At 64.0% G+C, this 13,245-nt stretch carries 14 protein-coding genes and 1 pseudogene; 4 read left to right on the forward strand and 11 right to left on the reverse strand.

Annotated elements, in window-relative coordinates:
• Positions 1 to 18 precede the first annotated feature (18 nt).
• From GWI72_RS13530 to GWI72_RS13575, 10 genes and pseudogenes are all read right to left on the reverse strand, one after another.
• A complete protein-coding gene (locus GWI72_RS13530) occupies positions 19 to 2,196 on the reverse strand; it encodes a sigma-70 family RNA polymerase sigma factor (RefSeq protein ID WP_161708924.1) in 2,178 nt (725 codons plus the stop codon).
• On the reverse strand, positions 2,180 to 3,040 hold the full coding sequence (locus GWI72_RS13535; protein ID WP_161708925.1) for a WYL domain-containing protein: 861 nt from the start codon (positions 3,038 to 3,040) through the stop codon (positions 2,180 to 2,182). The genes GWI72_RS13530 and GWI72_RS13535 overlap by 17 nt, the downstream gene beginning before the upstream one ends.
• A 51-nt stretch (positions 3,041 to 3,091) precedes the next feature.
• Entirely contained in the window at positions 3,092 to 3,532 is a 441-nt protein-coding gene (locus tag GWI72_RS13540) for a hypothetical protein (protein ID WP_161708927.1), read from the reverse strand.
• A complete protein-coding gene (locus GWI72_RS20390) occupies positions 3,529 to 4,053 on the reverse strand; it encodes a recombinase zinc beta ribbon domain-containing protein (RefSeq protein ID WP_348272697.1) in 525 nt (174 codons plus the stop codon). The genes GWI72_RS13540 and GWI72_RS20390 overlap by 4 nt, the downstream gene beginning before the upstream one ends.
• A gap of 82 nt (positions 4,054 to 4,135) precedes the next feature.
• Positions 4,136 to 4,565, reverse strand: a pseudogene (locus GWI72_RS20190) (integrase core domain-containing protein); the annotation flags it as partial.
• 803 nt (positions 4,566 to 5,368) lie between these two features.
• Positions 5,369 to 6,061, reverse strand: coding sequence for an Ig-like domain-containing protein (locus tag GWI72_RS13555; protein WP_161676748.1), 693 nt, complete (start codon positions 6,059 to 6,061; stop codon positions 5,369 to 5,371).
• Positions 6,042 to 7,286 (reverse strand): hypothetical protein, encoded by a 1,245-nt coding sequence (locus GWI72_RS13560; RefSeq protein WP_161676749.1) that lies wholly within the window; start codon positions 7,284 to 7,286, stop codon positions 6,042 to 6,044. Before GWI72_RS13560 ends, GWI72_RS13555 begins: the two co-directional genes overlap by 20 nt.
• 74 nt (positions 7,287 to 7,360) lie before the next feature.
• A complete protein-coding gene (locus GWI72_RS13565; RefSeq protein ID WP_208995855.1) occupies positions 7,361 to 7,765 on the reverse strand; it encodes a hypothetical protein in 405 nt (134 codons plus the stop codon).
• Positions 7,762 to 8,397, reverse strand: coding sequence for an isochorismatase family protein (locus GWI72_RS13570; protein WP_161676750.1), 636 nt, complete (start codon positions 8,395 to 8,397; stop codon positions 7,762 to 7,764). Before GWI72_RS13570 ends, GWI72_RS13565 begins: the two co-directional genes overlap by 4 nt.
• An 11-nt stretch (positions 8,398 to 8,408) precedes the next feature.
• Positions 8,409 to 8,894: a luciferase domain-containing protein gene (locus tag GWI72_RS13575; RefSeq protein WP_161676751.1), complete on the reverse strand. Its 486-nt coding sequence runs from the start codon at positions 8,892 to 8,894 to the stop codon at positions 8,409 to 8,411.
• Between the two features lie 374 nt (positions 8,895 to 9,268).
• Between GWI72_RS13575 and GWI72_RS13580 the strand changes: the two genes are divergently transcribed.
• The 4 genes from GWI72_RS13580 (at position 9,269) to GWI72_RS13595 (ending at position 11,975) form a co-directional block, all read left to right on the forward strand.
• The gene (locus GWI72_RS13580) at positions 9,269 to 9,712 is read left to right on the forward strand and encodes a hypothetical protein (RefSeq protein WP_161708929.1); all 444 of its coding nucleotides are present in this window, start codon (positions 9,269 to 9,271) and stop codon (positions 9,710 to 9,712) included.
• A gap of 40 nt (positions 9,713 to 9,752) precedes the next feature.
• Positions 9,753 to 10,121 carry a YciI family protein gene (locus GWI72_RS13585; RefSeq protein ID WP_161708931.1) on the forward strand — a complete coding sequence of 123 codons (369 nt, stop codon included), beginning with the start codon at positions 9,753 to 9,755 and terminating at the stop codon, positions 10,119 to 10,121.
• Positions 10,118 to 11,365 (forward strand): RNA polymerase sigma factor, encoded by a 1,248-nt coding sequence (locus tag GWI72_RS13590; RefSeq protein WP_161676754.1) that lies wholly within the window; start codon positions 10,118 to 10,120, stop codon positions 11,363 to 11,365. Before GWI72_RS13585 ends, GWI72_RS13590 begins: the two co-directional genes overlap by 4 nt.
• A 130-nt stretch (positions 11,366 to 11,495) precedes the next feature.
• Complete coding sequence (locus tag GWI72_RS13595; protein WP_161708933.1) at positions 11,496 to 11,975, forward strand: hypothetical protein; 480 nt, start codon at positions 11,496 to 11,498, stop codon at positions 11,973 to 11,975.
• 59 nt (positions 11,976 to 12,034) lie between these two features.
• Here GWI72_RS13595 and GWI72_RS13600 read toward each other — a convergent pair whose 3' ends face one another.
• On the reverse strand, positions 12,035 to 12,952 hold the full coding sequence (locus GWI72_RS13600; RefSeq protein ID WP_161708935.1) for an AraC family transcriptional regulator: 918 nt from the start codon (positions 12,950 to 12,952) through the stop codon (positions 12,035 to 12,037).
• Between the last annotated feature and the right edge of the window lie 293 nt (positions 12,953 to 13,245).

Consider the following 13,245-nt stretch of genomic DNA (forward strand, 5'->3'; position numbering starts at 1 on the left):
TTTCTTACACCCATCCCGTCACATCCCCAGCAATTCCTGGAGCCGACGTTTGCGACCCGGATGGGAAAGTCGATCGAGGCCTTTCGCTTCGATCTGACGAATGCGCTCGCGCGTCACGCCGTAGATCTGACCGATTTCCTCGAGGGTCATGTCGGAATCGCGCCCAATACCAAAACGCATCCGGATCACATCAGCCTGACGTTCTGGCAGGTCAGCCAGTGCGTCTGTCACGATCCTTTCGGTTTCTGCCTGGTCGAAGACATCTACTGCCGAAGGCTCGCGCAGCAGGTCGTCCCAGTCATCAAGGCTTTCGGGATACTCGGCTGCACGTGGAATGCTGCGGCACTGCCTAACCTCGTCGATTGTCCATTCCAGCTCTTCGGCGAGTTCGAGGTCGGAAACTGCAACACTGACCCGAATGTCCAGCCTCGCCAAAGCGCGATCAAGCTTGGTCATCTTTTGGTCCCGGTGCACTGGGATGCGGATTGCCGCGCCTTCATCAGCACGCCATCGCGCAATGGCCTGTCGCATCCAGTAATTGGCGTAGATGAGAAAACGATAACCACGCTCGGGATCAAATCGCCTTGTGGAACGCTGTAGACCCATGAACGCCACCTGGAATACGTCCTCTGGATCCTCGCCTTCCTCAACGTTCCGCGAGGCAAACCGCCGCACGTAAGGCAGATGCTCGCGGATCAGGTGGTCGGCAGCGGATTCCGAAATCAGTATCTCGGCGTCCAGTTGACTGGCCTCGGCTTGGCACGCTGGGAACTGTTCCAGTCTGCGGACCAACTCTTTGTGAAATGCCAAAGAGAGATCCAATGCCTCGAGCGCAGCAAGTGCCTCTCTTCGTCGCTTGCCGTCCATCACCCGGCCACTAGTGTGCCACGACCTCAGAGTGTCCGCTGCAGCCATTACTTCAGACGTTTCCGCATGACCCGGGCGTGAGGGGATAATCGTTCTCAGAGAGACCGAGCCGGGGTCTCGTGACCCGTCGCGGATGCGGTCCATGACGTCGAGGATTGTCTCGACGGCGGTCTCGGAGGCGAGGATGCCGAGCTGGAGTTCCTGCTTGGCCCGCATCATGGGCTCCAGCAACTGCAGCTCTTCTGATTTGTCCATGACGAAGCGCTGTGTGCCGGGCAGCCGCGTCCGACGCGTAAGGGCTGCCTCAATCAAGTCAACAAGGTCATCGGACGATGTGTCAGAGACGGCGTCCAAGAGGTCGGCATCATGCCACGTCTCCTGAGTGAGATTGAAGCCCACTGCTTCCAGGTTGCGCTGCAGATTGATGCGCAGTTCCTCGAGATCACCATTCCCTTCGCAATGGGCGACAAGGCGGTCGATATCAGCGAGGGAGCACTGGCCCTTTGCCAGAATGTCCTCTGCCCAAGTGAAGCAGAGATCCGGGTCGATCGACATCCGCGTGCCGCTCTGGACAACCGCTCGTTTGATTGATTGTCGGCCGCGGTTGCGGATCTGCAGGAAGTCACTCTCTGCACCGTGATCGGCGGCCGCAGCGACGCTGGAGCCGATGCCCTCTCCAGAAACTGGTGCTTGAGAAAGGTCGAGATCCCAATCCCCGTCCTCGTCATCCGAAACCACAGGTGGCGAACTAACGAGCGCAACGAATTTCCCCGATGCCGGATCGACCGCGCGCTGAACGAAGAATTCCTCTGGTTCTGCCTCAGCGTCGAAACTCAGCAGGTCATCCAGGTCGTCAGCCCTATCGGCTGACTCAGTCTCCTGAACCACGGAGAAATGGTGCTCCGGAACTGAAACGGGCACGGCAGCGACAGTCTCGGCCACGAGTGAAACGTGCTCGTTAACCGTCTTCGTCTCCCGCGATTCCGCAGCAAGCGAATACAGAAGCTGCGCGGTGAGACCATGGCCTTCGGCAAATGCCACATCTGCAGGCGTCTGTCGGTCGTGGTTCAGCACTTCATAGTCAGCACCTGACCTAATGAAGAGATCGCAAACGGCAAGATTTCCCATGCGCGCAGCAAGGTGTAGCGGCGTATCTCCCTTAGGGTCGGCCGCGTATAGGCGGGAGGAGGCCGCAAAATCGGCCAGCCGCTCGAGCTTCCCTTCGGCGATCAGCCGGATCTCGGATGGGCCAAGAACATGGTTTTCCGGTTCGCTAGTCGCACGGTCGCGATTACCGAAGATGCGGGTCAGTCTATCCATGATCTTCATGAATGACACCCCTGTTGAGAAGTATGATGTGCTGATCCTGCGGCCTTCGGGCGTCCGGGTCTGTATCAAGCCCCAGTCGCCGGAGCGCGTAGTAGAGCAGAGCCTTGCGGACCCTGATCTGTGCCTTGCCGTTGTCCATCCCGTAGTCAAGCGCGATGACCCTTGCCTGTGTCGCCGACAGGGCGGGATGCGGGCCGATCTCCAGGGTGACTTCGCTGTTCCAGTCATGGTCATCCGCGCCCGAAGCTTCGCTCGCACGCGATCCGCGGATCTCGAGCATCCGCGACAGCAGGAAGTCCTTGAAACAGTCGTCCGTCTGGCAGAATGCCCGTGCGTGCCAGCGGAACCCGTCGAATGCAATGGCATGGGGCGCGATCCAGCGCCAGCGGGGCTCTGGACTGGACAGGGACTGGTACATGATTTCGATTGCCTCCGACCTGCGAATGGCAGCGACCACGGCGCGGAGCGTCAGGGGGTCGACCCCGCGAACCGGCGCGGGAGCGGACGCAAATGGCGGCAGATCGGGGATCCACGCATCCTCGCGGTCAAGGATCCCGTCGGCAACAGATCGCAGCTGGGCCAGATAGTGGCCTGCGTCCGGAGTGAAATAGCCCGACCGGAACGCCGACGTGCGCACATAGCTGCGCAGGCTGCGATCATAGACCATGTTGTCGGGCTGAAGGCCGGCATAGCGGTTGAGGTCGGCGGATGCCTGGTTCACCGAAACGCCGAACTGGTCCATGAGATCGCTGCGGTTCACCCGCCCCTCCCAGTACAGGCGGAACTCGATGAACTCGAGGCGCTGCTCGACGCCCCAACGCAAGTCTCTGGTGTCTGGCTTCATCCCGGCTCAGTTGCGCTCCGCTGATACCGCATGTCCATTTACTGGACACGCTTATGAGTATGCGAGCGCTGAAGTCTGCACAAGTCCTGATTGTCGTTTCTGACAGGCCAATCCCTGTTCCGCCCACTCCACCGGGAACGGCTGCATCAGCCGCGCCAGCGTCACGTCGGGGCCTTGGGTCCCGTCCAAGATCGCCTCGACGAGGTCCGGCGCGAGCAGGGTCAGGCGGAGGATTCGCGTCACGAAGGATGGTGTGACGCCCTCATGGCGGGCAAGATCGGTCAGGGTGGCGAAGTTGCCGGCGTCGAGCATCCGCTTCCAGCGGAAGGCGCGGGCCAGGGCCTTGACGAGGGCATCGTCCTTGCGCGGCGGTTCTGCGCTGCCGTCCGGCACACGGATTTCCTTCCGGCCACCGCGCTTGATGAGCCGGAACGGCACATGCAGCGTCAGGGTGTCGGAAATGGACGACATCGCGGTCCCGGCTCTGGTCATGCCGCTTGATCCTTTGACTTGCTTGCGTCGCGCCGCGCCAACTCTGCCACGAGCCCGAGAAGGCCATCACGGCGCAGACGCAGGCTCAGCCCCCCAAGACCGACATCGACGCGCTCGACCAGCAGCGCCACGATGCGCGCCTGCTCGGCGGGGAAGAGTTCGTCCCAGAGCGGGTCGAGCTGCAGCAAGGCCTTGCGCGCCTCGTCCTCGCCGAGGCTGCTCGCTGCGGTGCGCAGCGCCCTAACCGTTCCGGTGACAATCTCCGGCTGCCGGAAGACAGCGCGGAGTTGGTCGATCACGGCGGCCTCCATCTCGCCAGCGGGCACACGGCCCACCGGACAGGAGCCGGCCCCGTGTTTCAGGACGGTCGGGCTGCCGTAGTAGCGGTAGAGCTTGTCGCCGCTGCGCGTATGGCTCGGCGAAAAGGCTGCGCCATCCGGGCCGAACAGCAGGCCTTTCAGCAGCGCGGGCGTGTCTGCACGGGTACGAGCCGCGCGCTTGCGCGGGCTTTCTGCCAGGATCGCGTGAACCTACTGACCTGCCACTGTAGTTTCAGCCAGCAGCGTTTGGAATTCTTGTAGGGTTTACGCATTGCGGCGCGATTTATGCAGCATGTGACCGGCGGAGCTGGTCCGGGTTGGGCAGCTGATCGCATGTTGCGGAAGGGGAGGCGGCATAGGCCGCCAGAGTTTGTTAGGCACGCGCGGAGTGCGGGCGCAGATTGTTGTCGTTGTCGACCCAAGCCGTGAGCTTCTCGCGGGCGTGGTCAAGGCCCAGAAACAGCGTCTCGCTTAGCGAGCTCATCGCGCATTCGCCCGTTGAAGCTCTCGCAGAAGCCGTTCTGCATTGGCTTGCCCGGCGCAATGAAATGCCAGGCCATCCTGGCTGCCTGTGCCGATGTCAGCACGGCGTTCGAGGTAACCTCCGTGCCGTTGTCGGAAACGATGAGGTTTGGCTTTCCACGTCGCTTGATCGTCGCCACCAGCTTGCGTACGCCGCGTCGACCAGAGGTCGACGCGGCGGGGATCGCCGCTCGGCCGTGAAGCAGCTGCGGCGGAAGTATCGACTGACCTGCAGGGAGATCGCGGCGAAGCTGGATCTGGCCCGTTCCAACGGCGTCGGATGGTTGACGCGGATGGGCCTTGGCCGTCTCAAGGCGCTGACGCGCGAGCAACTGGTTCGGTGCTGCCAGTTGGTCAACGCTCGCGACCGTTTCCATCTCGACCTCAAGAAGCTCGCCCGTTTCGAGGGCGTTAGCCACCGCATCACCGGCAACTGTCGCGACGGCAGATCTTGCGTGGGACATCACCTCCTGCACGTCGCCATCGATGGCGCCACGCGACTGGCCTATGTCGAGGTGTTGCCGGACGAGCTGCACAGGTCAACGACCGGCTTTGCTGCGCGCGCTCAGATGGTGCCGTGTATGTTGCGTCAGGGTTCTCAGAGTGATGACCGACAACGGCTCGGGCTCAGTCGCTCGCCTCGCCCTCCAGGTGCTGACCTGCTTGGCCTTCGCGACACCAGAACCAGGCCCTCTACGCACTGGACGAAGGGTCACGCTGAGCGCTTCCACCTGGCGATGCTGCGCGAACAGGCCATGCCATCCCTGTCCCATCGTTGGATCGCCGCGCGGCGGACCTGCAGCGATGGCTCTCCTGGCACGACGTCCTTCGCCATGATGGTCGTCGCGCAACCCGCCGCCTGGTCAGGCTCTCGCCGGACCCACCTGATCAGAAACCAGAATTGATGACGTCGTCCCGGATTTGCAGGCACTCCCCCGCGGGGACCCGGTACAAACTTGATCTGCGAACCGTCACGGTGCGAGCAGCGTGGCCGTCAACCGAACGGCCGTTCGAAGGCGTGGTCCACGCGATTGCCGCAGACGTCCTCAAGACCCGGCGATATCCGCAATCGAGCGCCATCCGGCCAGGCGAAGCGAGGCACCAGGATCACCTTGGTCCCTTCGACGAGGACGCTGACGGGATGGCGGCCACCAGCAGGAGAAACAACGCCAAGCCCGCCCAGCGCCGACAGGGCATCAAGAATAGTCCCGGTTGTAACGACCAGAGGCGCAAAACCACCGGGAACGAGTTCTGAAACCTCCCATGTGAAGGGATCGATCGGGGCGTCCTGCGGTGGTCCCACCTCGAACACGAAAGGACCGGTTGGCGACAGGTCTCTCCCATCGATGTCAGTCAGGCCAGGGCCGATGACAAGCCGGTAGGCTCGCCCGGGTTGCAGCGCTTTGCCCAGCAGCTCGTGAGCCCTCAGACCGCGCTTGAGGCGGCCAGGGTGGAACAGAAGTGTCAGGATCCGGCCATCGGGTGACCACAGCCCATCCGGCAGATCCACCAGGACAGACCTCAGCGGCTCACCGTCACTGGTCTCGATCCTGATGGAAGCCAAGGCGGCCATCGGGTTCATCTCGCAGTCGAACACCACGTGGACCCGCAGGATGTTTGCCGGCCACGCCGTGTGCGAGGGATGGAGTGCCAGTACCCGCGGCAGGTTAGCGGACAAGATCTCCATATCCTTCGTCCCGCTTCATCATGGCATGGAACGGACGAATGTAGCCCTGCTGGAACGCATCGTCGGCAGGGTAGGCATATCCGGGCATATCGTACTCGTTGATGAAATCCGACAGCCTGAAGAATGCCCCCTTGCGAATGGAGACGAGTTCCAGTCCGCCCGTTTCGGACGCCCGCCGGAGAGCCAGAAGGAACTGTGGCCCCTGGTCAACCAGCGCCACGAGATTGCCAAGCGGAACCGGGATGGACTGGACGCCAGCAAATTGCTGGAACGGTGCTTTCACAGGACTGGACAGCCCCGGACCGGCCGCTGCCTCCGCAATGGCGGGAAGTGGGATCAGGTCGGCGGATTTCGCGGCGTTAGCGACAAGCACCCATTCGGACGTTTGTCCCTGGTCCTGCAAGGAGAAAGTGGCGATAGCGAGTGGCGTGTTGCCAAAGCCAAGCTCGGCGATTGTCTTGGCGCGGACAGATGCACCGTCAACGAGATCGGATACCGGGAAGATGACAAGCGGCGTGCAGGTATAGGCTGCCAGCAGATGCTCGGTGCCTCCCAGCGAGACCGTCGCCATGGCTCGGATCGGCGCCCGCGTTTCGAGCTGGTTGTGCACCGCATGATACATCTCGATCCGCGCCATGGTCGCCGTCCCGGCAAAGGGGTAGGGAAGACGGCGCAGCGTTGACGAAAAGTCCGTATTGGCAACCCCTGCGACCAGCAATGACGAGCCCTGCCAGGACAGACCGGTAACCGTCAGCGACCGCGCCGGCGTGTCATTCCAGATCATTCCCTCGCCGGGAAGATCGGACAAGCTGATGGACGTTGCGAGAAGCGTATCCGGATCAATCGTGACGACTGCTCCATCTGCAGCAGTCAGGGCGAGGAAGGGCTGACCGCCTGCCTCTGCCGCAATGACAGCACGTTGGGTCGACGGGTGCCACACCAGCGCGGTCGCCCTCACTCGTCCGGGGGAGAGCGTCGAGAGCGCCTCATCGAGAGCCATGAGATTGAACGGCATGTCGCTCGCAGGCTGGGCGTCGGGAAGATCGAGAACATGCAGGGCGCCTGCACGCCAGTCCGCAACAACAAGCCGACCGTCCGGGGCCAACGTCATGGCGCTGATCGACCGGACACGCGCATCGGTTCGAGCACGCAAGGGTGTGGAAGCGGCAACGAATGCCGCTACGGTACCCGCGGCTAGGAAGGATCTGCGATCAAGGTCAATCATGGCTGGCTCTCCCGTTAGAGGCTGCAAGCAGGGCAAACAAAAAGTCCCTTCGTTGGACGATGGCTGTCGCTGGCTCACTCCCTATGCCGCGCGAGATGGACACCCCAGCCGGTGATGCCAAGGAAGACGACAGCCGCAATGATGTTTATCGGCACGCCGGTCGACCGCAGTGCCTCGGTCGCATAGGGATCTGTTCCCGGAACCATCCACGCCACGAGCAGACCAGGCCAGAATGTGGCAGGTGCAAGTGCAGCCAGCCATGCCTGTCCTGCCCGAGCAGCGCCGAACAAGGCCCACAACGAAACAAGGGACACAAGACAGAGCGCCGTGAACTGCATGGCAATGTGAAACCTGGCATGGGCGGGCCAGTCCGGATTGAACAGGTGTGTGGCGTTGAACACATCAGCGACCGCGACAGTCACAACAGTGCCCATAACCGACACTCCAAGCAGCCATCGAGACAGGCGCGGCAGGGTCATGCTGCGCCTCCTTGCGAGGCTGCGTGCCCGTCGATCAGCATGCCGTAGTTCAGGAGGTGCTCGTGGAACACCCTTGCGGTTGCCTCGGCGGTCGGCTCGCGCCAGTCGCGCTGGAGTTCCGCTGCCACCATGAGCCATGTGACCGGTGTCACCCCATGCGCGACAAGCCGCTGCACAGCCATCGACTGGGTTGCGAAGTCATGCGCACCGGAGGCGTCAATGACCCCGTAGACCTGGTAGCCTTCCGCAGCCGCCTGCATGGCCGGGAACGCAAGGCATACGTCTGTCGTGACACCGGCCATGATGAGCTTGCGTCTCCCTGTTGCCTTAACGGCATCCACGAAGTCGGAGTTGTCCCAGGCGCTGATCTGGCCGGGTCGACGAATGACCGGAGCGTCCGGAAACAACGCCAACAACTCCGGGATGATCGGTCCGTTCGGTCCAGTCTCGTAGCTTGACGACAGGATCGTCGGGAGACCAAAGGCAAGACCCACCTTGGCCAATGCCAGCACATTCGAGCGAAACTCAGCGGGACCATAATCATGGACAAGCTGCATGATCCCCGCTTGGTGATCTATCAGCAGCAGCGCCGCGTCGATGGCGCTCAGCCTGTCTTGCGTGTAGTTCGGCATTCGGATCTCCATCAGATACCCGCCGCGAAATGCCAGGCGGACTTGACAAGGGCCAGAGCAATCGGGAGTTCGCTGGTGTCACGGGGCGCGAAAACGAGAACCGTGAACCGAGAGACGCCCGGCGCGCCGGCCAGATGGTGCGGAACAGCCCAGCCATGGCCGATGGCCTCACTGAGGATCGGCTCCGGGAGGACCATGTGCAAACTGTGGTCAGGGCCCGGATGCACATGCGCGAACTCGAGACCTAACAGAAAGGAGTCTGCCGGCTGCCCGCTGGGATGATCGAGAAAGAAGCCGACCGTCCCCATGGGCGCGCGCAGACTGCCGTCAATCCGCACCCCGGGCCAGCCTGACACTTCGCTGACAATTGCAAAAGTAAGCGGTCGGTCAGGCTGCTGGTCGAGCTGGGTCTGGGGATTGGAGAGCGTGTAGCGTGGCGGCGGTCCTTCCCTGAATGGGAGGGCTCGAGCCCCTGCTTTGTGGCGCAGACCTGTCATGCCCGTCTCCTGAACTGATCAAAGCGGCCAAGGCGGAGACGGCCCGCACCTGTTTTCGGGTCCAGTCTCGAACTGCAGACCCGGATTCACCGGGGACATCACTGTCCGGAACAACAGGTCAAAGACTATCAGGACGCCGCCCCCTCGCCTTTCGCGATCCTGCTCCGGCTGTCCCGATCAGCGCCCGGACGTGCGTGAACTGACCGGCTTCGTCTTCGATCAGGCTTGCTGGCCCGCAGGGCGCATGACATCCCGGGAGGCTGGGAGACTGGTTTGGCGAAAAAAATGCGCGACCCTGTCGAAACGGCCCGTGTCGGCGTGTCATCCCGACAGAAGCCCCGTTCCGGCTGGCTTCCGATCTGCAGGAGAGATACATGTCCGACGCATCCGCCTTCCCTCTCGCCTCCCGCCCCCGCCTGTGGACGCGCGCTACCGCCCTTGGCGGCATTGCCTGGAACCTGTTCGGCGCAATCCAGCTTGTCGGCTCCGTGACGGCGACACGGGACAGCCTCATGGCCTCCGGGCTGACCGCCGACCAGGCAACCGTGATGACCGGTTATCCGGCCTGGATGACCCTTGCCTTTGCCGCTGGCGTGACCGGAGGCCTGGCTGGCAGCGTGCTGCTGCTCCTGCGGCGACCCGAGGCGGCGGGCGTTCTCGCGCTCTCGCTTGCTGGCTACGTCGGTCTCTGGATCGGCGATGCCATCCACGGCGTCTTTGCCGAAATGGGCGCCCCGCAGATCATCATCCTGAGCCTGGTCGTGGCCATCGCCGGTGCGTTGCTGGCCGTTGCCTTGCGCCAGGACGCCACGTCGTGACCCGGCATCATGCCTCGCTGAACAGGAAAGGACCCAAGCCATGAAATTCATGCTCGCCTTCACCGAAACCGCAGACGACTTCGATCAGCGCAATGACCCCGCAACGGCTCCCGTCTACTGGGGCGGGTGGAGCTCCTTCATCGACGCTATGGCACAAGCCGGCGTGTTCGAGAGCGGCGCCGGACTGCAAGGCCCGCATACGGCCAGCACGGTTCGCCTGCGCGACGGCAAGCGTCTGGTCGAGGATGGGCCCTTTGCCGACACCAAGGAGCAGCTGGCCGGCTTTGTCATCATCGAGGTCCCAGATCTGGATGCGGCTCTGGACTGGGCTGCGCGGGCCCCGTCGGCGCGAACTGCAAGCGTGGAGGTACGCCCCGTGCTGTCGCCCATGTCCGGCCCGGCAGCATGAGCCAGCCGACGGATCCCGACGGCAGTCGCCGGGTCGCCGAACAGGCGGCCCGGACCAGCTATGGCCGCCTGATCGCGATCCTGTCGATGCGCCGGCGCGACATCGCGGCCGCCGAGGATGCCCTTTCGGAGGCCCTGATCGCGGCACTTCGGACCTGGCCACAGACCGGGGTTCCGACCAATCCGGACGCCTGGCTGCTGACTGCGGCGCGCAACCGGCAGAAGAACGAGGCGCGGGCGCGGTCGGTGAGACAGGCTGCCGAGCCCGAGCTCATGCAGCAGATCGAGCTGGCCGAGGAGACTGTACAGGCGAGCGACAGGCGCCTTGAGCTGATGTTCGTCTGCGCCCATCCGGCCATCGATCCGGCTGCGCGGGCCCCCTTGATGCTGCAAACCGTGCTTGGCATCGACGCGGCGACCATTGCCCGTGCCTTTCTGGTCGAGCCTGCGACAATGTCGCAACGTCTGGTGCGGGCCAAGGCGAGGATCCGCGATGCCGGGCTGCGCTTCGGCATTCCCGATCGGGCCGAGATGGCTGGACGGCTGGACGCCGTGCTCGATGCTATCTATGCAGCCTTCGGGCAGGGCTGGGACAGGCTTGATCTTCCAGACATGCCGGAGGCGTTGACCGGCGAGGCCATCTGGCTTGCCCGGCTGGTCGTGGAGATGCTGCCGCAGGAGCCGGAGGCAAAGGGACTTCTTGCCCTCATGCTCTACAGCAGCGCCCGGCGGCTCGCGCGCCGGGATGATGCAGGGCGCTTCGTGCCGCTTGACCGTCAGGACCCCCGGCTCTGGGACCGCACCCGGATCCTGGAAGCGGAAGCGCTCTTGACCGTTGCCTCGCGCGCCGGGCGTTTCGGGCGCTATCAGTGTGAAGCTGCCATCCAGTCCGTGCACGTGCAGCGTCCGCTGACCGGCCGGCTCAACCTGACCGCGCTGCTCAAGCTCTATGATCTTCTGGTGACCCATGCAGACAGCATCGGTGCCCGGATCGGCAGGGCTGTTGTCCTTGCCGAGACCGGCGACATCGGCTCCGCGCGCGCCGAGCTCGACGACCTGCCGCAAGACAGGGTACGCCGGCACCAGCCTTGGTGGGTCGCGCGCAGCCAGGTCTCTCTGCTGGCAGGGGATATCGCAGATGCAATTGCCTGCCTCACCGAAGCCATCCGGCTAACCGAGCGCCCCGAGATCAGGGATCACCTCTCGGACCGGCGCGAGACGCTGGTCAGGAGCCTCCCGGCCTAGCTTCGGAGCAGGCGCTGCCCCGTCACCCTGACCGAGGCGTTCGCGTGCCGGGGCGCGGGGGGGGATGCCGGAGCACCCGCAGCAGGGCCGCTGTGCCGAGGGCCGCCATGCCGAGCCGGGAGATTGCCATTTGCTCATCAAGCTGCACGGCCTCGATGAGAAGGCGCTGGAGAACCGGGTCGCGAAAGGCAACTGCCGGCGCCAGATCCAGGCTGGCCCGACCCGGCTCGTCGTCCAGGGTTCGCGCAAGCCGTTCGGCCGACACATGCAGATGAATGCCGCTTACCTGTCCGAGGGTCGCGCACCACCGGGAGGTCAGCCCGGGGGGCAGCAACACAAGGTCACCCCGCCTCAGGGTGACTTGCCCGCACGGACGACCGTCGATCCAGACATCCATGGCGTGCCTTGCCGTCATCACCATGAAGATCACGAGGTCACCTGTGACGACGGAGACCACTTCCGGGACCCGGCGCAGACGGGCCTGGAACATCGCCGCATAACCAAGGTCAGACAGGAGGGCCGGACCATGGACGGGCGGCGCCCCATGGAAACAGGCCGCATCATAGGCGACCAGACCCGACTGCGCATGAAAGACGGCAGGGGGCGGTGACGGCCTGCCGCCGTCGCTGCGACGGGGCGACCGAGCGGAGCCACGGATCGGGGGCGCGCTCATGTCGCGCGTCCTGCCGGATCCTGACCCTGCTCGCGCAACCAGCGGGCCGGCGGCAGTCCGACACAGCGGCGGAACGTCTCGGTCATGTGCGACTGATTGCCGAAGCCGCAGTCCATGGCGATCTCGGCAAGGCTCTTTCGAGTGGTGAGAAGCCGCTCCTTCACCCGTTCGATCCGGGCCTGCACGACCCACGCGTACGGGCTCATGCCGACTTCGGCCCGGAAGGCACGACTGAAGTGACTGGGCGACAGACCTATGCAACCGGCCAGATCCTCGATGCAGACCTCCCGGTCGAGATTCTCCTCGACATAGGCACGGACACGCCGCAGCCGTGCCGCCGTCATGGCCTGGCCGGACGTCGTGGCACCGTGCGGTCCGCCCAGCCGGTAACACGCAGCCACCGCCGCGAGAACAAGCCCCTGCAGTTTCAGCTGACGAAAGGCGCCCGCTCCGCGCAACTCGGCAGTAATCCGCGCGAACAGGTCGTCAAGCTCCGTCGCGCGGCAGTTGATCAGGGGGGTCAGTGGCGCGTTGCCAAGCTCTTCCATCCATTGTTCACGCAGCGACCGGGGCACATGGATATGCAGGCAGAGCGGCTGCCCGGTCGCACAATGCCAGCTGGTTGCCAGCCCCTCCGGGATCAACGTGAGGGTCCGCGAGTGGATCGTCCGGGCCGGAAGCGGGGGAGCGACCTGGCGATCGAGACGCGGCATGGTTTCCTGGAAATGGATGATCACGTCGCCGCCCTGACCCGGCGCCTCGACCTGCCGGACGTGTTCCATCCGCGGGAACTCAAGCAAGTAAAGCCCACCGGAGAAAACCTCGCAGCGCTCGATATCGCGCGGGGGGGCGGAATAGCGGGCAAGGTCGAAGGTGGGCGTACCGATGCGAGCGGAGTAGGCGAGATCGGTCATGGTCTTGACCGACGCACCTGAACACCGGGCGAGCGCCGGCACGACCACAGGCGCGGCAAGCCCCCGTTCACGCCATGCGGCGGACTGGAGCGGCCCCGGACATGCAGCAGACGGACAGACGGCATGAGGCACTCCTTCGATCCGTGACGGACGGGCTGGCGGATGGGCAGGCAGGCACCCGGTCGTGGCGCTTGCGGACACGCGCAACAGCATCTAGGCGGCCTCAGGAGCCCGTCACCTGCGCGAGGCCAATGCCGGCGCAGGAATTCGACACGACGATGAGAACCTGACAC

The organism is Pannonibacter sp. XCT-53, assembly GCF_009915765.1.
Lineage (GTDB): Bacteria > Pseudomonadota > Alphaproteobacteria > Rhizobiales > Stappiaceae > Pannonibacter > Pannonibacter tanglangensis.

Coding starts and splice junctions, on each gene's coding strand:
- GWI72_RS13530 (WP_161708924.1), bottom strand. CDS start 2,196: ATGAAGATCATGGATAGACTGACCCGCATCTTCGGTAATCGCGACCGT.
- GWI72_RS13535 (WP_161708925.1), bottom strand. CDS start 3,040: ATGAAGCCAGACACCAGAGACTTGCGTTGGGGCGTCGAGCAGCGCCTC.
- GWI72_RS13540 (WP_161708927.1), bottom strand. CDS start 3,532: ATGACCAGAGCCGGGACCGCGATGTCGTCCATTTCCGACACCCTGACG.
- GWI72_RS13555 (WP_161676748.1), bottom strand. CDS start 6,061: ATGGAGATCTTGTCCGCTAACCTGCCGCGGGTACTGGCACTCCATCCC.
- GWI72_RS13560 (WP_161676749.1), bottom strand. CDS start 7,286: ATGATTGACCTTGATCGCAGATCCTTCCTAGCCGCGGGTACCGTAGCG.
- GWI72_RS13565 (WP_208995855.1), bottom strand. CDS start 7,765: ATGACCCTGCCGCGCCTGTCTCGATGGCTGCTTGGAGTGTCGGTTATG.
- GWI72_RS13570 (WP_161676750.1), bottom strand. CDS start 8,397: ATGCCGAACTACACGCAAGACAGGCTGAGCGCCATCGACGCGGCGCTG.
- GWI72_RS13575 (WP_161676751.1), bottom strand. CDS start 8,894: ATGACAGGTCTGCGCCACAAAGCAGGGGCTCGAGCCCTCCCATTCAGG.
- GWI72_RS13580 (WP_161708929.1), top strand. CDS start 9,269: ATGTCCGACGCATCCGCCTTCCCTCTCGCCTCCCGCCCCCGCCTGTGG.
- GWI72_RS13585 (WP_161708931.1), top strand. CDS start 9,753: ATGAAATTCATGCTCGCCTTCACCGAAACCGCAGACGACTTCGATCAG.
- GWI72_RS13590 (WP_161676754.1), top strand. CDS start 10,118: ATGAGCCAGCCGACGGATCCCGACGGCAGTCGCCGGGTCGCCGAACAG.
- GWI72_RS13600 (WP_161708935.1), bottom strand. CDS start 12,952: ATGACCGATCTCGCCTACTCCGCTCGCATCGGTACGCCCACCTTCGAC.